The organism is Pseudomonas sp. NPDC089422 (assembly GCF_044749405.1).
Taxonomy (GTDB): Bacteria; Pseudomonadota; Gammaproteobacteria; order Pseudomonadales; family Pseudomonadaceae; genus Aquipseudomonas.
In genome coordinates this window covers 1-20065 of record NZ_JBIVHW010000015.1, presented here as the reverse complement: position 1 = coordinate 20065, position 20065 = coordinate 1, and the positions used below count along the sequence as shown (strand labels likewise).

At 62.9% G+C, this 20065-nt stretch carries 13 protein-coding genes; 5 read left to right on the top strand and 8 right to left on the bottom strand.

What is annotated here, in order from left to right; all coding sequences use genetic code 11:
• The 7 genes from ACIPZ8_RS24120 to ACIPZ8_RS24090 form a co-directional block, all read right to left on the bottom strand.
• On the bottom strand, positions 1-1197 hold the full coding sequence (locus ACIPZ8_RS24120) for an NAD(P)/FAD-dependent oxidoreductase (protein ID WP_400728545.1): 1197 nt from the start codon (positions 1195-1197) through the stop codon (positions 1-3).
• Positions 1198-1221: 24 nt separating this feature from the next.
• On the bottom strand, positions 1222-2034 hold the full coding sequence (locus ACIPZ8_RS24115; protein ID WP_400728543.1) for an NAD-dependent epimerase/dehydratase family protein: 813 nt from the start codon (positions 2032-2034) through the stop codon (positions 1222-1224).
• A 26-nt stretch (positions 2035-2060) separates the two neighbouring features.
• The gene (locus ACIPZ8_RS24110; protein WP_400728540.1) at positions 2061-3263 is read right to left on the bottom strand and encodes a pyridoxal phosphate-dependent aminotransferase; all 1203 of its coding nucleotides are present in this window, start codon (positions 3261-3263) and stop codon (positions 2061-2063) included.
• Between the two features lie 3 nt (positions 3264-3266).
• Entirely contained in the window at positions 3267-4931 is a 1665-nt protein-coding gene (locus ACIPZ8_RS24105) for a hydantoinase B/oxoprolinase family protein (protein WP_400728537.1), read from the bottom strand.
• A 23-nt stretch (positions 4932-4954) separates the two neighbouring features.
• Entirely contained in the window at positions 4955-7030 is a 2076-nt protein-coding gene (locus ACIPZ8_RS24100) for a hydantoinase/oxoprolinase family protein (RefSeq protein WP_294335376.1), read from the bottom strand.
• 167 nt (positions 7031-7197) lie between these two features.
• Positions 7198-7953 (bottom strand): SDR family oxidoreductase, encoded by a 756-nt coding sequence (locus ACIPZ8_RS24095; protein ID WP_400728534.1) that lies wholly within the window; start codon positions 7951-7953, stop codon positions 7198-7200.
• Complete coding sequence (locus ACIPZ8_RS24090) at positions 7946-8695, bottom strand: SDR family NAD(P)-dependent oxidoreductase (protein WP_400728531.1); 750 nt, start codon at positions 8693-8695, stop codon at positions 7946-7948. The genes ACIPZ8_RS24095 and ACIPZ8_RS24090 overlap by 8 nt, the downstream gene beginning before the upstream one ends.
• Positions 8696-8779: 84 nt before the next feature.
• Here ACIPZ8_RS24090 and ACIPZ8_RS24085 point away from each other — a divergent pair, with 84 nt between their 5' ends.
• Positions 8780-9385: a TetR/AcrR family transcriptional regulator gene (locus ACIPZ8_RS24085; protein ID WP_400728528.1), complete on the top strand. Its 606-nt coding sequence runs from the start codon at positions 8780-8782 to the stop codon at positions 9383-9385.
• On the opposite strand, the gene ACIPZ8_RS24080 is transcribed toward ACIPZ8_RS24085, so the two are convergent.
• Positions 9382-12246 carry an HD domain-containing phosphohydrolase gene (locus tag ACIPZ8_RS24080; protein ID WP_400728525.1) on the bottom strand — a complete coding sequence of 955 codons (2865 nt, stop codon included), beginning with the start codon at positions 12244-12246 and terminating at the stop codon, positions 9382-9384. The two genes, ACIPZ8_RS24085 and ACIPZ8_RS24080, sit on opposite strands and share 4 nt — an antisense overlap.
• A gap of 570 nt (positions 12247-12816) precedes the next feature.
• Here ACIPZ8_RS24080 and ACIPZ8_RS24075 point away from each other — a divergent pair.
• The 4 genes from ACIPZ8_RS24075 to ACIPZ8_RS24060 all read left to right on the top strand — a co-directional run bounded on the left by ACIPZ8_RS24075 (position 12817) and on the right by ACIPZ8_RS24060 (position 19831).
• Positions 12817-15999, top strand: coding sequence for a T6SS effector BTH_I2691 family protein (locus ACIPZ8_RS24075; protein WP_400728522.1), 3183 nt, complete (start codon positions 12817-12819; stop codon positions 15997-15999).
• Complete coding sequence (locus ACIPZ8_RS24070; protein ID WP_400728519.1) at positions 15999-16829, top strand: DUF6708 domain-containing protein; 831 nt, start codon at positions 15999-16001, stop codon at positions 16827-16829. Before ACIPZ8_RS24075 ends, ACIPZ8_RS24070 begins: the two co-directional genes overlap by 1 nt.
• A gap of 138 nt (positions 16830-16967) precedes the next feature.
• Complete coding sequence (nhaA, locus tag ACIPZ8_RS24065) at positions 16968-18326, top strand: Na+/H+ antiporter NhaA (RefSeq protein ID WP_400728516.1); 1359 nt, start codon at positions 16968-16970, stop codon at positions 18324-18326.
• A 125-nt stretch (positions 18327-18451) separates the two neighbouring features.
• The gene (locus tag ACIPZ8_RS24060) at positions 18452-19831 is read left to right on the top strand and encodes an 8-oxoguanine deaminase (protein ID WP_400728513.1); all 1380 of its coding nucleotides are present in this window, start codon (positions 18452-18454) and stop codon (positions 19829-19831) included.
• The last annotated feature ends 234 nt before the right edge of the window (positions 19832-20065 follow it).

Genomic DNA, 20065 nt, shown 5'->3' with positions numbered 1-20065 from the left:
TCAGATGACCGAATCTTCCAGGAACGGCTTGTTGTCGATCACCCGCTGGTAGCTCAGCGCGCCCAGGTCGAGCGAGCGGTAGCCGCCGTAGGTGATCAGCTCGGACAGACCCCGGCCGATGGCCGGCGCCTGCTGCAGGCCGTGGCCGCTGAAGCCGTTGCAGAACAGGAAGTTGCTCACTTCGTTGTGCGGGCCGACGATGGCGTTGTGGTCGAGCACGCAGAAGTCATAATGCCCGGCCCAGTAGTTGACCACCTTGATCCCTTCGAACGCTGGCACGCGCTCGGCGAGGATCGGCCAGACTTCTTCGTCGAACTCGTCGTGCAGCACCTCGAAGTCCTCGAAGTCCACTTCCGGGTCGTTTTTCGGGTAGGTGCCGCCCAGGTAGAACTTGCCCTCGGGGCGGAAGAACACACCGGTCGGGTCGATGGTCAACGGCACCGTGCCTTCAAGCGGGGTGCGGCAGTCGAACACGAACAGCGAGCGGCGGCGTGGCTCGACCGGGATGTCCAGGCCGGCCATGCGCGCGACCTGGGTGCCGCGGGTGCCAGCACAGTTGACCAGCAGGCCACAGCCGATGCGCTCACCACTGGCCAGCTGTACGCCAGTGACGCGATCGCCTTGACGCTCGATGCCAACCACCTGGTTTTCGATGTACTCGATGCCCATGGAACGGGCCTTGCGGCGGAAACCATTGAGCATGCCGAGGCTGTCGAACCAGCCCTCGCCGCTCTGGCCATAGCTGGCACCGGCCAGGCTGTCGATATTGACCCAGGGGAACTTGCGCTGCAGCTGCTCGGGGTCGAGCAGGTGCACGTCAGCGCCGTGGGACACCTGGGTATCGTGCAGCCGACGCAGCACTTCATAACCCTTGTCATCACCCAGGAACAGGTAGCCGTTTTCGTGGAAGGCCAGGTCCGGGCGGTCGCCGTCCACCGCCATCACGTCCGGGAAGTTGCGCACGAATTCGGCGCCGAACTTGGAGATCTCGATATTGATCGGGTTGGAAAACTGCTGGCGGATCGAACTGCTCGACAGCGCGGTGGCCGACTTGTTGTAGGTCCAGTCGCGCTCGATGACCAGCACCGAGCCCTTGAAGTCCGGGTTGTTGGCCAGGAAGTAAGCGGTGGCGCTGCCATTGACCGCGCCACCGACGATCACCACATCGTAGTTCTGTTGTTTTGCCGTAGAAGCCATGTTTAGCGCTCTCGTGATGTGGAATTATTTCGGGTCTTCGAAGTGGCCAGCGCCGGCAAAGTTGCCGCCGTGGTAGCGCGCAGCCGGCTCGTCGGCCTTGAGCGGCGGGTGCTCGGCGAGGACCTTTTCGCGGTAGTCGTCGGCGCTGTCCTTCGGCACATAACCGATGGACGAGGCCAGGCGGTTGTCCCACAGGCTTTCGCGGTTGTTCGACATGCCGTAGACGATCATGTGGCCGACCCGCGGGGCCAGCAGCGCACGTTCGGTGAGCTGGGCAAAGTCGTCGAACGACAGCCAGGTGGCGAGCATGCGCCGGTCCAGTGGCTCGGGGAACGACGAACCGATGCGCAGGTTTACCGACTCGATGGCGAACTTGTCCCAGTAGTAGCGGCCCAGGTCCTCGGCAAAGCATTTGCTCACGCCGTACAGGCTGTCTGGCCGATGCGCAGCGGTGGCATCGATGGTTTCGGTGCGGTCGTAAAAGCCGATGGCGTGGTTGGAGCTGGTGTACACCACGCGCCTGACGCCATTGCGCCGGGCGGCCTCGTAGATGTTGTAGGTACCGACGATGTTGCCGTTGAGGATCTTCTGGAAGGTGTCCTCGACCGGCACGCCACCGGCATGCACGATGGCGTCGACGCCTTCGGTCAGCGGCAGCACATCATCGAAGTTGCCCAGGTCGCAACGGATCAGCTCTTCGTGCGGCGCGGCATGGCCCAGGTCGGCAATGTCGGTCAGGCGCAACTCGTCGGCGAACTGCGCCAGGTGCTTGCGCAGCACGCTGCCCAGGCGCCCGGCGGCACCGGTGATCAGCAGACGTTTGAATGGCTTGCTCATGGTTTACCTCTGTTCGATTCGTGTGTTCAGGCCAGCGCCGCAAACGCTTCGCGCAACTGGCCCAGCGCCTGTTCCAGCTCCTGGCGCGAGGTGGCGAAGGACAGGCGTACGTATGGCTCTACACCGAAGGCCGAGCCCGGCACCGTGGCCACCTTGCCGACGCGCAGCAAATAGGCCGACAGCTCGGTATCGTTGCTGATCAGCTGGCCGTCCGGCGTACGCTTGCCGATGTAGGCGCTGACTTCGGGGAAGGCGTAGAACGCCCCCTGCGGCATCGCCAGCTTGAGCCCCGGGATCTGCGCCAGGCCGCGCATCACCAGCTCGCCACGCGCCTGGTATTCGCGGTTGGCGTCACGCACGAAGTCCTGCGGGCCGTTCAGTGCTGCCACCGCCGCCAGCTGCGAGATGCTCGACGGGCAGGTGGTGGTCTGCGACTGGGTCTTGTTCATGGCCACGATCAGGTCCTTGGGGCCTGCCGCGTAGCCCAGGCGGTAGCCGGTCATGGCATAAGCCTTGGACACGCCGTTGATCAGCAGGGTGCGCTCGCGCAGTTGCGGGCAGGCCGTGACGAACGACACGAACGGCTGGTCGCCCAGCACGATGTGCTCGTAGATTTCGTCCGAGATGATCAGCACGTTCGGGTGGCGCTCCAGCACCTTGCCCAGGGCGGCCAGCTCTTCACGGGTGAAGATCGCCCCGCTCGGGTTGTTCGGCGAGTTGAGCATCACCCAGCGGGTGCGCGGGGTGATGGCGGCTTCCAGTTGCGCCGGGGTGACCTTGAAGCCTTGTTCGGCACCACACGGGATCACCACTGGCACGCCACCGTTGAGCATGGCCATGTCGGTGTAGGACACCCAGTAAGGTGCCGGGGTGATGACTTCATCCCCTTCTTCCAGGGTGGCGAGGAAGGCGTTGAACAGCAGTTGCTTGGCGCCGTTGCCTACACAGATTTCGTCCAGGCCGTAGGCCAGGTCGTTTTCCCGGGCGAACTTGTCGACGATCGCCTGGCGCAGGCTCTCGAGGCCGTTTGGCGCAGTGTAGTGGTTGTTGCCCGCCAGCATCGCCTGATAGGCGGCCTCGATCACGTGGGCCGGGACGTTATAGTCCGGCTCGCCGAGCGCGAGGTTGATCACCGGCTCGCCCTTGGCCAGCATCTGCTTGGCCAGCACCGATACGGCCATGCTCGGCGAGCTCTTCACCGCGCGCACGCGGCTGCTTTGGATATCCATGGATCAGCGCTCCTGGGCGGCATCGAAGCCGTAGTCGTCACGGGCCTGTTCGGCACTGATGTAGCCGTAGCGCAGGTCGCGCTCGACCTGCTGGCGGTCGCGCTGGCGCGGGTCGCCGTAGCCACCACCACCGGGCAGGCGCAGCACCAGGCGGCGTTCGGCCGGCACGAACTGCTGGCCCTTGCCGCGCAGCAAGGTGCCGTCATCCAGGCCAACGAAGCCTTCGGCGCCCTGCTGGCCGCCAGCCAGGCCGCGTGCCGGGTACTGGATGCGGTCGAACATGGCACTGAAGCGGAAGCTGTAGCCCTCGGCCGCCGACACTTCGATTTCCTGGCCCAGGCCACCGCGCAACTGACCGGCACCGCCGGAGCCTTCACGCAGCTCCTTGCGCCAGACCACCACCGGGCCAGCATGCTCGGTGGCTTCCACCGGCATGGTGTGCACGCCGCTGGGGAAGGCGGTGGCGCTGAGGCCATCCATTGCCGAGCGGGCGCCCATGCCGCCGCTGTTGAACATCAGCATCTCGGCATTGCGGCCGTTGGGGTTGGTTTCCAGCGGGCGCACGCTCAGGTGCAGGTTCCACAAGGCGCTGGCACCTTCAGCGGGCACCTTGCCCGGCAGGCATTTGTGCAGCGCGCCGAGTACCAGGTCGGGGACGAAGTGGCCGAGCACGTGGCGCACCGACACTGGCGCCGGGTGCTTGGCATTGAGGATGCAACCCTCCGGCGCGGTGACTTCGAACGGCGCCAGCGATGCAGTGTTGTTGGGGATCTCCGGCGCAACGATGCACTTGAGGCCGTAGCAGGCATAGGCCTTGGCGTAACCCAGCGGCACGTTGATGCCGAACTGGCTCATGCCCGAGGTGCCGGTGAAGTCGCTCTGGATACCGTCCGGGCCAACGGTGATGGTCACCGCCAGGGTCACCGGCACGTCGTAGCCGTCGAGGGTCATGCTGTTGCTGTAGGTGCCATGGGGCAGCGACTTGAAGCACTCCAGCGTGGCGCGGCGGCTGTGTTCGAGAATGAACCCGCCAATGTGCTCCAGATCGTCCAGCCTGAACTCCTCGAGCATGTCGAGCAGGCGCTTGTGGCCCGTTTCGTTGCACGCCGACAGCGCATAGAAGTCGCCTACCACCCGGTCGTTCTCGCGCACGTTGTTGCGCAGGATGTTGATCAGGTCGCGGTTGACCTTGCCACGCTCGAACAGCTTCATGATCGGGATGAACAGGCCTTCCTCGTACACTTCACGAGCATCCGGGCCGAAACCGCGGCCGCCGATGTCGACCACGTGGGCGGTACTGGCGAAGTAGCCGATCAGCTTGCCCTTGTAGAACGACGGCGACACGATGGTGATGTCGTGCAGGTGCCCGGTGCCCTTCCACGGGTCGTTGGTCACGTACACATCGCCTTCGAAGATGTTGTCCTGGCCGATGTCGTTGATGAAGTGCACCACCGCCTCGGCCATGGTGTTGACGTGGCCCGGGGTACCGGTCACCGCCTGGGCCAGCATGTTGCCGGCACGGTCGAACACCCCGGCAGACAGGTCGCCCGCCTCGCGCACGCTGGTGGAGAAGGCGGTGCGGATCAGGGTCAGGGCCTGTTCTTCGACCACCGAGACCAGGCGGTTCCACATCACCTGCATTTGAATGTCGATCAAAGTATCGCTCATGGTTCTGGCTTCCGAATCAGGCGTTAGCGGCGCACGACCAGCAGGCAGCCGTCTGGCTGGACCGTGGCGGTGAAGTTGGAGGTGACGAAGGTCGAGGTCTCGCGCTCGACGATGATGGCCGGGCCATCGACACGGGCGCCGACCTGCAGCTCTTCGCGCGGGTGGATGGCGGCCTCGACGAAACCACCGGCAGCCACGTCGAACACCTGGCGGCGAGCGACTTCATGGGCACGGTAGGCAGCGCCCACTTCTTCGATGCGCTCGACCGGTGGCAGCGGTGAGCTGGCCTTGACCGACCAGCTGACGATCTCGATGTCCGGGCCTTCGATGGGGCGACCGAAGAAGCGCGTGTAGGCCTCTTCGAACAGTGCCCTGAACTGGGCGGTGTCTGCTGCACTGAACGCCTTGAACGGCAGCGCCACGGGGATTTCCCAGCCCTGGCCGACGTAGCGCATGAACGCCGTGCATTCCATTTCCGGCTCGCCCTCGGGCATGCCCTGGCGCAGGAAGCCCAGCGATTCGGCTTTCATTTCCGCGATCAGGCCATTGATGGCGACCGCATCGAATTCGGACAGGCGCACGAACGAACTGCGTACCGCTTCGTAGCCAAAGGGTGCGCGCAGGAAGCCGATGGCCGAGCCCACGCCGGCACCGGCCGGGACGATGAAACGGGCCACGCCCATTTTTTCGCACAGGCGTGCGGCATGCAGCGGGCCGCCGCCGCCGAAGGTGATCATGGTGTAGTCGGCGATGTCCTTGCCGCTTTCCACCGCATGCACACGGCCGGCGTTGGCCATGTTCTCGTCGACCACTTCACAGACGCCGAAGGCTGCGGTTTCGGGCTTCATCCCCAATGGCTGACCAATCACCCGCGCCATGGCGTTGCCAGCAGCCAAGGTAGACAAGCGCAAGGCACCACCGGCGAAGTTGTCGGCGTCCAGACGGCCGAGCAGCAGGTTGGCATCGGTGATGGTCGGTTCCAGGCCGCCACGGCCATAGCAAGCCGGGCCAGGTTCGGACGCCGCGCTGTGCGGGCCGACGCGGATCTGGCGCATGCTGTCGATGCTGGCGATGGAGCCGCCACCGGCACCGATCTCGACCATTTCCACCACCGGGATGGAAATCGGCATGCCACTGCCCTTCTTGAAGCGGTAGGTACGCGCCACCTCGAAGGTCTTGGCGGTTTTCGGCACCTGGTCTTCGATCAGGCAGATTTTCGCCGTGGTGCCGCCCATGTCGAACGACAGCACGTTCTCAAGCGCGTAACGGCGGGCGATGTCGGCGGCGAAGATCGCCCCGCCGGCAGGGCCCGACTCGACCAGGCGCACCGGGAACTCGGCCGCACTCTGCACCGAGATGATGCCGCCACCGGAGTGGATCATGAACACCGGGCAATCGGCGCCTTCCTTTTTCAGCGTGACCACCAGGCGGTCCAGGTAGGACTTGATCAGTGGCTTGACATAGGCGTTGGCACACACGGTGTTGAAGCGCTCGAACTCGCGCATCTGCGGCGACACTTCGCTGGAGATCGAGATCGACAGCTGCGGCAGGCGCGCCTGCAGGGCATCGCGCAACTGGCGCTCATGGGCACCATTGACGTAGCTGTGCAGGAAGCCGATGGCGACGCTCTCGTAGTTGCCTTCGGCGATGCGCTCGATCAGCGCGTCGATTTCGGCCTGCTGCGGGGCGATCAGCACCTGGCCTTTGACATCCAGGCGTTCGCGCAGGGTGTAGCGGTGTTCGCGGTCGATCAGCGGCGGCGGCAGGGCGATGTTGATGTCGTACTGCTCGAAGCGGTTTTCGGTGCGCATCTCCAGAGTGTCACGGAAGCCTTCGGTGGTGATGAAGGCAGTGCGCGCGCCACGGCGCTCGATCAGGGCGTTGGTGGCCAGGGTGGTGCCGTGGATCAGCTGGTCGATATCCGCGAGCGTGAGACCGGCCTGCTCCACCACCTGGCGCACGCCGGTGAGGATGGCCCGCTCGGGCAGCTCGTAGTCGGTCAGGATCTTGGTCGAATGCAGCACGCCGTCCACGTCCAGCGCGATATCGGTGAAGGTGCCGCCTATGTCCACGCCGACCCGGCATGATGTCGCAGTCATCGTCATATCCCCTGCAATGCTTTGTAGTTGTACCGATCCGCTGAAGCGGTCTTCATGTAAGTTATATGTTGTCTTACAGGTGGTCAAGCACCCATTTGCTGAAATCTTTTGTGTCTGTGCTGGCCTTTTCGCGGGTTTGCCCGCGAAGAGGCCAGCACAGGCAACCATTAACCCGCGGTCTTGACCATCCGCCCGCCACCCACCGCCTGCGCCGTGGGGAATACCTCCAGGCGCGACACATCCACCTGCCGCGGCATCTTCAGTGCCGCCAGCAACAGCGCGGCGATGTCCTCCGGCTGGATCGATTCATAGCCGTCATACAGCTCGCTGCCCGCCGCCTGCATGCCCATGGCGGCCTTGTACAGCTGGGTCTGCACCCGCCCTGGCGCGATCTCGGTCACCCGCACGCCAGTGCCCAGCAAGTCGCAGCGCAAGGCATCGCAGAACAGGCTCACCCCGGCCTTGGACGCGCCATACACTGCCGCCCCCGGGTGCGGTGCGCGGCCCGCGCTGGAGCCGATGAAGAACAGATGCCCCCTGCCCCGCCCGACCATGCCCGGCAACACCTGGCGCGCCAGGTGCAAAGGCGCCTTGAGGTTGATGTCGAGCATGTTGTCGATCTCGGCCTCGTCGATGTCCTGGAACGCTGCCCGGGTCGAGAGAATCCCGGCGTTGTTGACCAGCACATCCACTGTCTGCCCTTCGAGCGCAGCGCTCAACGACCGGTAGTCGCGCACATCGGCCTGCAGGGTGCTGACCCCCGGCTCGCGCGCCAGCTCCGCCAGCGCGTCCTGGCTACGGCCAACGGCAATCACCTGCAACCCGGCATCGCGCAGCGCCAGCACGATGGCCTTGCCGATACCACTGGTGGCCCCGGTCACCAGCGCGCGCTGGTAGCCCTCGGGGAATGCGACTTCAGGCATAGATGTAACCTCCGCTGACGATGACGTTCTCGCCGGTGGCATAGCTGTTGCGGCTGCTGCCCATCATCACGATCCATTCGGCGATTTCCGCAGGCTCCGCGGCGCGCCCCAACGGGTTGGCGGCGGCCAGTTCGCCAAGGAAGCCCAGTTGCTTGGCACGCTCGGTGGCGAAGCCGGCCGGCGCCACCGAGTTGACCAGGATCTGGTCCTTGGCACAGGCCTGGGCAAAGGACTTGGTCAGGCTCACCACCGCCGCCTTGGTGGCGGCGTAGTGGGCGTTCTGCGGGTGCGCCTTGAAGGCGTCCACCGAGGTCACGTTGACGATGCGCCCGGTCACCGCCGGTGCAGCGACGTACTGCTGCATGTGGCGCACGGCGGCGACCATCATGTGGTAGGTGCCCTTGATGTTGACGGCGTTTTCCAGGTCCCACTCGTCGTCGGTGATCTCGAGGATGTCCTTGCGCGGGTAGATCGCCGCGCTGTTGACCAGGCAGTGCACCCGGCCCAGGGCACTGACGATTTCGCCAAATGCGGCATGGGCAGTGTCCTTGCGGGCGATGTCGCCGACCGCGATGGCCACCTCCACGCCCTGGCCGCGCAGTTCCTCGGCCGCTTGTACCAGCAATTGCTCGTTACGGTCGATCAGGCCGATCTTGCCAGCGCCACGCTTGACCATCAGCCGGGCTGTTTCCAGGCCCAGACCCGAGGCACCACCTACGATCACAACAGTTTGATTGTCCACACAACACCTCCGCGATTGAGTCTTTACGTAAGATGCCTGTTGTCTTACATTTGGTCAAACATCAAATCGCCGACAGGTCCTGCCATGCCCGCCTCCAGCCACTCGCACATTGCTTCGCCCGATGCCCGTGACCGCCTGCTGGAAGCGGCCAGCAGCCTGTTTGCCAATCGCGGCTACCAGGCCATCGGCCTGCGCGACCTGGCCAGCCACCTGGGGCTGCGCGCCGGTTCGCTCTACCACCATATCGAGAGCAAGCAGGGCCTGTTGTTCGAGCTGATCGAGTCGAGCCTGACCGACCTGCTGTATGAAACCCGACAATGCCTCAAAGGCGCCCGCTCCACCAGCGAACGCTTGCCGTGCTTCGTGCAGGCGTTCGTCAGCTACAGCCAGGCCCACCCCGACAAACTGATCCTGCTGACGCGCGAAGCGGTGAACCTGAGCGAGGATCAGGCGCGACAGGTGGAACTGCTGAAAAACGCCTATGCCGGCCTGCTCAGCGAAATCGTCATGGCCGAATGCGGGTTATGCGGGCCGGCCTCCGCGCCGCGCGCCCGCTCGATTGCCCAGGCAGTGCTTGGCCTGCTGTGTGGGCAAGCGCACTGGGGCGGCAGTATTACCGCGGCGCGCGAGCAGATGGTGGCCTTCGTGCAGGGCATCGTGTGTACGGGCAAGGCCCGGGAAGTGCGCTAGGTCCGCTCGGGCTGCCCCTCCAGCTGGGCCAGCCAGTACGCCACATCCACTTCATCGATCTGCTCGCAGCGCAGGAACCGCCTGGCGTATTCCAGGTGTACCCCGCTGCTGAGGAACAACCGCAACAGCTGCCCGTCGATGTGCTGGTCGCGGGCCATGAACACCAGGATCTTCACCGACTCGGACAAGGTTTTCGCCGCCTTGTACGGCCGGTCAGCGGCGGTCAGCGCCTCGAAGATATCGGCAATGGCCATCACCCGCTCGGCGACGCTCAGGTCGTCCCTGCCCAAGCGCCGCGGGTAGCCAGCGCCATCCATCCGCTCGTGGTGGTTGCCGGCGATGTCCGGCACCCGCCGCAGTTGGCGCGGGAACGGTAGCGCGGTCAGCATGATGATGGTCTGCACGATGTGTTCGTTGATCTTGAACCGTTCTTCATCGTTCAACGTGCCCCGGCGGATCGCCAGGTTGTACAGCTCACCGTGGTTGCAGGCATTGGCCGGCAGGCGCATGTCGAAGCCCCAGACGTTGCGCGGGTCGCCCTTTTCCACTGGCGGCTTGCGCGCGCCCCAGGGCTGCAGATGTTCAGGGCGGTCGGCCAGCAGCAGCTCCTCGGCCGGCAAGGGCGCAGGGGCCTGGCCGGCAAAGCGCTGCTGTTCATCCCGGGAAATGCCCAGGCGGTTGTCGAAGTGCCGCTGCCAACGGCGCCGGCCAATGCGCTGCAAACGCTCGACATCTTCATCCTGCATGAACTCGCCACCGATGTTGGCCTTGGCGACGAACGCGAACTCATCCTGCAGCTCTGCACGGTATTGCTCCAGCCACCGTTGCAGCACCTGTTTGTCCTGGCCTGCTGCCAGGCCCTGCCAATAGGCCAGTTCGGCATCACGCCAGAGCACCTCGAAGCGCATGCGGATTTCGTGGATGCGGTTGTACAGGGTCTCCAGCTTGGTCGCCTTGTCCACCACGTATTCAGGGCTGGTGACCTTGCCGCAATCATGCAGCCAGGCGGCAATGCGGAATTCATAGCGTTCGGCGGCGCTCATGCTGAAGTCGGCATAGGGGCCTGAGTCGGCCTGCATGGCCTTGTCCAGCAGCATCTGCGCCAGTTGCGGCACACGCTCGCAGTGGCCGCCGGTGTAGGGGCTTTTGGCATCGATGGCATCGGCCAGCAGCTTGATCATCGCATCCAGCAGGCGTTGCTGAGCTTCGACCAGCTGGCGCGTCTCGATCGCCACGGCCGCAGCACCGGACAGCTCGGCGACGAAGCGGCGGAACGGCTCACCTGCTTCACCATGTTCGCCCTTCAACGCCAGGACGAGAATGCCCAGCAGCGCGTGACCACGGTCATTGAGCACCACCGCCAGACTGCGCCCGCCCAGTGCCAATGCCTGGGTGACTGCCCCTTCCAGGTCGTGATGGTCGGCCTCGCCGAGGGCAATCTCCTCGGGGTAACCCGGCCCCCGGCAGGACGCGGCCAGGCGCAGGTGGGCATGCTGGTCGTCGAACAGGTATACCGCCCCCGCGCTGACCCCGGCGGCCTCCACCAGATGCGCCAGCACCCCCTCGAGCATGCGTTCCAACTGGGTTTCCCGGCTGAGTGTGAGGGTAATCGCCTGGAAGCTGCGGATGGTGCCGGACATGCGCCCCAGCACCCGGCTCAGCTCACGCACTTCGGATACCCGCGAGACCACCCCCACTTCACGGCTGAAATCGAAGTCGGCCAGGCCACGCACCTGTTCGGCCAGCTGGTGCAGCGGGCGGCCGATGCGCTGGCCGAGCAAGCCACCGAGCAAAAGCAGCACGACCATCAGCGCAGCCGTCCACAGCAGTTGTTCGAACAGCACCGTGCGCGCGCCCGCCAGCAGCTCATGGGCCGGCACCGCGATCAGCACCTGCAGGTCCTGCCCGGCCAGGGTCGTCAGTGGCACACGCATGCCAAACCACTTGGCGCCCTCGACCTGATAGAGCCGGGGCCGCGTGCCCTGGGGCAGATCGCTGTAGACCTGCTGCAAGCTGGGCACGCCCAGTTCGGCGATCCGCGACAGGCGCACGGCCTCGCCCTCATGCACGATGACCCGCTGCAGGTCCGGGTACGCCACCACGTTGCCCTGGTCGTCGACCACGGCGATTTCGCTGCCTGGGGTCATGCGCAGGTCGCGGGTTTCGCTGGCCAGGTCGTTGACCGAGACATCCATGCCAAGCACCGCCGCGCCGTCAACGCTGCGCTGGGCCAACGTCATGCCGATCTCACGGGTGGTGAAGAACACGTAGGGGTGGGTCAGCACGGTACCGGCTTGCGCGGAGGCATCGACGAACCAGGGCCGTGTGCGTGGATCGTAGTGATAGTCCGGCATGGCCTGGGTCTTGAGCAGGCTCAGGGCCTGGTCATAGAAGCGCCACTCCCCCGACATCGCCCCGCCCTCGCCCAGGCTGACGCTCTGCACCAGGAAATGAGTACCCGCAGGCGCGGCAAAGCGCTCCAGCAACTGCGGGTCGCGCAAGCGGCGCACCAGCAGGAACTCGCCATTGGGGTAGCCGATGTAGGCGGCACTGAGCATCTTGTTGGCATACAGGCTTTCGACCAGTTGCGGCAAGCGCTCCAGTCGCTGCGGCAGGTTGCTGGCGGCCGGGTTGAAGGCCAGCAGGCGGATACTGCTCTGTGCGGGGTCGACCAGGCGCCGGGCGCGCTCGTCGATGGTCTTGCCGACTTGTTGCGCGGCGTCGCCGGCGGCGGCCACCAAAGCCTGGCTGATGCCGCGGTAGCCCTGCCAGGCCAGGCCGGCGCCAAGCAGCAGCATGCCAAGCATGATGGCCAGGGCTATCAGCCATTGCAGGGAAATTCCACGCCCAGATCCGTTCATGGATGCTCTCTCCATGAACGCTCGATACACACCCTGCTCGCCCGCAGGCGACCTGCCGACTCGGCAGCACGACCCAGCAACACGCAGACCATCCGCAGCATTCCTTGTGTGGCGACTTCAACAGTGTAATCAGTCGAGACAAACATGCTGGGCGCAGGCGGCACACTGGCAGCTGGGCATGCTCAATAGCGGCACATGGCCATTGCCAAACTCAATCATTGGCCATGCCCGGCTTGGCTTTTGTGTAGGAGCGGCCTTGTGTCGCGAAAGGGCTGCGCAGCGGCCCCGGCAATCGTGAATGAAGAAAAAATCCTGAATTCACTCCAAATCAACAGTCTCGTATTGCCCCATTTGCTATTCGAATTGATAAAACTTTTAACTCTGTTATTTCGCAAGTATAAAAGCTCCGTATTCTAGAAACTTTTCCTACAACATTTTGGGAAATGGAAAATTTCACAACGAATTGATTCCTCGCTAGTTTTCTTGCTTCAGCTCAATAGCAAAGGCTGACTTCAAATTCTATTCAGAACTGCAGTTCGAGCGCGGCCAGCTGTTAGACGAGGACTTCCCATGAGTATCACTCAAGACATTGCCAATGCAGTCGCCGAAGTCGACTTCCTTCTGACCTCCTGCAAAGCCTGCCAGCGCCAGGGCCTGCCCATCCTTCCCCTGCGCCGCGCCGTGGTCCCCGATACCCGCCCCGGCAGCGACCCCGCCACGCAAACCCGGATGGGCCTGCGCACCTTGCGCAGCGGCTACCTCTATGTGCTGCTCGACCAGCGCATCTGGCATGCCTACGAAGTCACCGCGCAAGGCCACCTGCGCCGCTTCAATCCCTACGAACCTAATCCAGGACCGCCACCATCCCTCCCCGAGCACTGCGTACATGAGGATCACGACCTCCCCTCGTCCTTCCTCAATATCGACACCGACACCTACGGCTCGGCCTGGCTGGCCTTTGCCAGTGACCCTTGGCCAGTGAGCGTGCTGCAAGCCTACAAAAGCGGCCAGGGCCCTGCACACCGTTTCGAGGGCCTGGACCTGATCCAGGCGCGCAAAAGCCCCCAGCTGCTGGGCTTGGCCATGACCCCGGACAACCTCCAGGTCGACCGCCAGGTGTTCGAATACGCCCAGCAGTTGAACGGCCCGTTCGACAGCGCCCATGGTTTCCACAGCCGCTTCCTGCGCAAGACCGCCTTGCGCGGTTATGTGGTCAACGCCATGGCCCGCCACCAATTGGAAAACGGCGTGCTGGCAGTAGTACTCGACGACACCGTCGGCCTGATCCAGGAGTACAACCACCAACGCCTGAACTGGGTGGTCAAGCGCCAGGCTTGGCGCGAGGATCCGCTGCGTGCTTACCAGCTGCAGACCTCGCAGATCCTGCAGATTATCCGCGCCACCCAGCGTGAGTGGGCGGCGCAGGAAGTCCCGACGCTCGAGCCACAGTTCAGAAACCGGCTACCGGTGTTCAACGATCCCGAGGTGGTACGCCAGCGCGTGGTCGAGAAGCGCCAGCGCAAGAGCGATGACAAACTCGAGGAACGCTATGACGAACCCCGGCGTGCGGCGTTCCAAGCGGAGTATGAACAAGAGGAAGCCCGCTTCCAGGCTTATATCGACCGGCATGCCGGCGCCTACGCGCAACTCTGCGAGAGCGCGACCTTCGCACTCATCGAACGCCATGACTACGACGGCCGGGACCGAGAATCGGGCATTGCCTACAGCAAGACCATGGCCGCCTGCCTGGCCGGCGGCACCACCGAAGCGCCTACCGCCAGCGCCGAACCATCCCTCCCAAAGCACGGCACCAGCGAAGCATTGTGGCTGAAGTGGCTGCAGGACCCGAATAGCCCACCCTACCGGGCGCTCCTTCTTCGCGACGGGCCACTGATGGCAGCGCTGCTGCCAAGTTTCTCGGCGACCGAGCCGACCCACTGGAACGACAGCGAAAAGCTCTATAACGCGCTGAGCAAGCTCATCGCCAGTGATGACATCGGCTTCAAGCTGCGTGACTCGCTCAAGCAAGCTATCACCGAACTACAGGGATCGGTCAACGCCGCCAGCCAGCGCCTGCAAACGCTGCTCGACCCTAGCATCCAGCAGGTCGTGCGGTATCTGAACAGTGCCAGCCAGCGGCTCTACAACGGCGTGCATCTCATCGAATTACAGGTGCAGATGAAGCTGGGCGAGTACTACGCCCTGCAGAGCACGCACCTGCGTGAAATGCAGAACAGCGCCAGCGAAAAACTGGCCAAAGCGCGCGCGGAGATGATGCCGTCTCTCGACGAACTGCAAGCCGGCGTGCAGAACGAAGCGCGCAAGGTAAAACCGATCATCCAGACCGGCCTGCTGAGCCTGGCCGTGCTCGACCCAAAAGTGGCGCACACCGTGATCCAGGTCAGCGTCTGGGTCGAGGGAACAGCACATGAGCTGCATGAGCGGTTGTCCAGGGAGGTAAAGCTCAATGTCAATCAACTGAATGATGCCGCGAAGATGACGTTGGTGGACATCACAGTCACGGCGGGGACGCTGGAATTGGATGCGCGGAAGACACTGAATGGCTTGAAAATCAGCGCGGGGCAGGCTTCACAGTTGGTACGTGAAAGCTTTACGGGGTTGCGAGGAACGGGAAAAGGCTGGGAGTTGCTGCTGTCCTTGGGCGGGCTGTACTTACTGAACGATAGTCTTGGCAAGAACCTGAAGAATGCGGAAGAGGCGATGGGGCCGAAAGCCGATGAAGCCATGCTGGCGCTGTATGGGGCCAAGCTGGGAATTATCGGCGGCGGTATAGAGATGGTTGGACTACTGATGCCGCGCAAGGCAAGCGCAGGCAATCAAATGTCTCTTGGCCGCACCATAATCAGAGTTGGCGGAGTGCTTAATGCCGCTGCTGGCATCTTTGAGACCGCACAGGCATGGGCTGCGTCCAGCCGCGCTAAAAAAACCGGAGATAAAACAGCCGCCATATATTTCAGAGTCGCCTTAGTAACTAGTTTGATTGCCACCGGCACAGCTATCGCAGGCGTATTCAACCCATTGGCTCTAAAAGCCATAGGGTTTACCATCATATCAAGCCTGGCTGCGTACATCTTATATAAAATGGGAGAAAAAAACGAATCAACAGCATTGGAACTATGGGCCAGACGTTGTTATTTCGGTCGCGCCGATGAAACACCTCGCATACATTGGAACTCCCCAAATCACGCAGACATCGCGCTTGCAGCTTTAAACGCGGCGACACTAGACATAACCGGCGGTCTAAAATTTGAGACCGTCATTGCAAACCAGCTCAACAATACCAAAATTGGGGTACCCATCGACCTGCAAAGGTTTTTGAAATTCCGACTAACGCTCCCCAACTTCAACAGTTTATCTGCCGGTTATCACTGGGCACTGCTGATCCACAGGCATGGTGACGGCGATCCTCCCAATTGCATTGGCGGCGAAGTAGTTACCTCAAGGGAACATTTCCCACCGACACTCGGCCTAACGATTTCAAAGAAGGTATCACTAAAGCCTTCAATAGCCACCAATAAAATCGACTACAAACTTGAAACCTTGACAATAAACGACAACGATCAGCCTCTCCAGTCTGACCAGCGCTCGATGAAAACCTTTGCTGGGCAGATTGAACTAGCCCAAGACGCAGGAAGGCACAATATCATGTCTGCATCCCTGATTATTATTTACTGGCCGGATCGAAGCATCGCTGACGCCTTTGCCGAAGTCACGTTCCAGGAGGATAATTAATGGAAAAGCCTAGTCGAGGTTTAGGTTGGAAATACGACTTACCTGGTCCTTATGCCACATCAACGATTGACCCAAAAATCAAGCAGCGACCACGTGCTGTAGTCGAAATAAATGAAAACCACCTTGAACTTTCCCGGGTCACGTTGAAGCTTAGAGGCGTCTGGATTGTCACGGGCGCCTTGACGGCCACTGTGGCTATATTTAGTACAATCGATTTATTCAGCCACTTCCCCCTCAAACCAAACCTAACAGGACTAAAAGAACTTACCTCCTACCTTATCATTCATGTCATCCTGTTCGGCCTCTTGGCCCCTTACATCCGAATGGATCTTGGTTTCCCACGAAATGAGCCTATCCGTTTTAATAGGCAGCGCCGTAAGGTCTATTTCTATCAGTACAGATCCAACCTCCTGAACCCATTTGGAAAAGAAGGCTGGGGCGTGATACCGGTGGCTTATGACTGGGATGACCTCACTCTCGAGGCCTATCGAATTTATGCTCCCATGGGTAATGGTGGGCTCAAGGAAGAAGTGAAGATCTCGATCTGCAAACCTGGCACTGATGAAATAATCGACCGCGTCTTTTTTACTGACGATATAGAGGAAGGCGAGCAATACTGGGCCATCGTCAGGCTTTTCATGCAACAAGGCCCCGAAGCAATTCCGGACTTCCTCCACCCTTCCAATAATAAGGATGAGTTCTCGAGTCCGAACACTGAGGGAAAAATAATTTTCCGTAACCCTTTCGACCGCCTGGCCCCCGAGGTCAATTGGCCCGCCGAAATGGACCTGGAATCCCGCTCCGCCCCCGCAGAAGCCGAGCAACCATGAAACCCGCCGGCGCTGGCGGTATCGCTTGGCCTCCACGCTTGCACCCGTTAAAATCCCCCGCGGGTGCTAGCTGCAAGGTGCAGTGATGCAGGTTAAAGAACAGTGCAGGTCGGGCCGCCTGCAGGAGTTCTTGCGCCTATGCAAAAAACCAATTTGACCCGCGCCCAGCGCCTGGCCCAGCGGGCCTTCGCCAATTTCGAGCGTTTCCTGCACATCGAAGCGGTCAGCGGCATCGTCCTGCTGATCACCGCCGTCGCCGCCCTGATCTGGGCCAACTCCCCGGCCGCCGCCAGCTACGACGCGCTCTGGCACATGCCGATCAGCTTCGGCATCGGTTCGCTGAGTTTCTCGCAATCCCTGCACTTCTGGATCAACGATGGCCTGATGACCATCTTCTTCCTGGTGGTGGGCATGGAGATCCGTCGCGAAATCCACGAAGGAGCCCTGTCCAGCCTGCGCCAGGCCACGCTGCCCATGGCCGCTGCGGTGGGTGGCGTCGCCGTCCCCGCACTGATCTACCTGGCCTTTGGCCATGCGCCGGCCGAGCAGCAAGGCTGGGCCGTGCCGACCGCTACCGACATCGCCTTCGCGGTCGGCGTGCTGGCCCTGCTGGGCAAGTCGATCCCGTCCAACATCCGCGTGTTCCTGCTGGCACTGGCGATCATCGATGACATCATCGCCGTGCTGATCATCGCCATCTTCTATTCTGGTGGCCTCGACTACAGCGGCTTCGGTGTCGCTGCCATCGGCCTGCTGCTGGTGGTCGGGCTGCAGAAGATCGGCGTCGGTTCGGCCTGGGCCTATGTCATTCCCGGCGTCATTACCTGGGTCGGCATGCTGATGACCGGTGCTCACCCAACCCTGGCCGGCGTGGTCCTCGGCCTGATGACCCCCGTGGTCACCATGCCCCTGGGCGAGCGCCCGGTGGATGCCATTTCGCGGTTCACCCACGACCTGCTGGGCCGGGCCAAGACGCCCGAGTCGGACACCGGCGACCTGATCGACCCGCTCAAGCGCCTGCGCCTGGCGCAACGCGAGCTGGTGGCTCCAGTAACCCGTGTGGGCGGCGCCCTGCACCCTTGGGTGGCCTACGCGATCATGCCGCTGTTCGCCCTGGCCAACGCCGGCGTGGGCCTGTCGGGCATCGACCTGTCTGCCGCAGCGCCGCACTGGGTAATGATGGCGGTAGCCGTGGCCCTGGTGGTCGGCAAGCCACTGGGCATCATCGGCGTCAGCTGGCTGATGGTGCGCCTGGGCTGGTGCAGCCTGCCAGCCCAGGTCAACTGGCGGGGCATCACCCTGATCGGCCTGCTGGCCGGCATCGGCTTCACCATGTCGATCTTCATTGCCAACCTGGCCTACAGTGACCCGGCCTCGCTGGGCGCAGCCAAGCTCGGCGTGTTGTCCGGCTCGGTGATCGCCGCTGTGCTGGGCCTCGCCTGGGGTGTCACAGGCCTGCGCAAAGGCGCCCGCAAGGCGCCCGTACAAGCAAGTTGAAAGTAACCGGGGCCTGCGGGCCCCGGCATTTTTCTGTATACAAGAAATTCAAACTTTGCTTACATGCATGCCTGTGCGCCTACGACATCGGCAATCGTCGCTGCGTATTGCGCCAGGCACAAGCCATGCAAGCTCCTCTGCAACACACCCCCAAGACCCTCCTGGTCAAGAATGCCGCACTGCTGGTCACCATGGACGGCGAACGCCGCGAGATCAAAGGCGGCGGCCTGTACATCGAAGACAATGTGATCAAGCAGGTCGGCCCCAGCGAGACGCTGCCACAACACGCCGACGTGATCCTCGACATGGCCGGCAAGGTGGTCATCCCGGGCCTGGTCAACACCCACCATCACATGTACCAGAGCCTCACCCGCGTGGTGCCGGCAGCCCAGGACGGTGAGCTGTTCAACTGGCTGACCAACCTGTACCCGATCTGGGCCCGGCTGACCCCGGAAATGATCGCGGTGTCGACCCAGACAGCCATGGCCGAGCTGATCCTGTCGGGCTGCACCACCTCCAGCGACCACCTGTACATCTACCCCAACGGCTGCAAGCTCGACGACAGCATCCAGGCTGCCGGCGAGATCGGCATGCGCTTCCACGCCGCCCGCGGCAGCATGAGCGTGGGTCGCAGCCAGGGTGGCCTGCCGCCTGACTCGGTGGTGGAAAAGGAAAGCGACATCCTCAAGGAGTCGCAGCGCCTGATCGAGGACTACCACGACGCCAGCCATGGTTCGATGCTGCGCGTGGTGGTGGCGCCCTGCTCGCCGTTCTCGGTCAGCCGCGACCTGATGCGCGAAGCTGCGGTGCTGGCGCGCAGCTACGGTGTATCGCTGCACACCCACCTGGCCGAGAACGTCAACGACATCGCCTACAGCCGCGAGAAGTTCGGCATGACCCCGGCCGAGTACGCCGAAGACCTCGGCTGGGTCGGCCACGACGTGTGGCACGCCCACTGCGTGCAGCTCGACCAGCACGGCATCGAGCTGTTCGCGCGCACCGGCACCGGTGTTGCCCACTGCCCCTGCTCGAACATGCGCCTGGCCTCGGGCATCGCGCCGATCCGCAAGATGCGCGACCACGGTGTACCGGTGGGCCTGGGTGTCGACGGCTCGGCCTCCAACGACGGTGCCAGCATGATCGGCGAGGTGCGTCAGGCGTTGCTGCTGCAGCGCGTGGGCTTTGGCCCGGACGCGATGACCGCCCGCGAAGCCCTGGAAATCGCCACCCTGGGCGGCGCCAAGGTGCTCAACCGCAACGACATCGGCGCCCTGGCGCCGGGCATGATCGCCGACTTCGTCGCCTTCGACCTGGGCCACGTGGCCTATGCCGGTGCCCTGCATGACCCACTGGCGGCCCTGGTGTTCTGCACCCCGACCCACGTCGATACCAGCGTGATCAATGGCCGTGTGGTGGTGCAGGATGGCCGCATCACCACCATCGACCTGCCGCGGGTACTGGAACGCCACAACCAGCTGGCCTGCCAGCTCGTCAGCGGCGAATGAGCGATCTCCTACAGCTGACTATTGTTGCTCTGCTTTAGCTCTGCTTTAGCTTTTGCTTTAGCTTTTGCTTTTGCTTTTGCTTTTGCTTCTAAGCGCGCGATAGTTCAGGCGACGCAGAATGCGACTTCAGGAGGCCGAGCGCAGGCGTCTGGAGGGCCAGGGTGCGCAGCACCCCTTCGGCGTAGCCGAAGGCGCGAGATGTAGACTTGCGCAGCAAGTCGTAGGCCGCGCGGG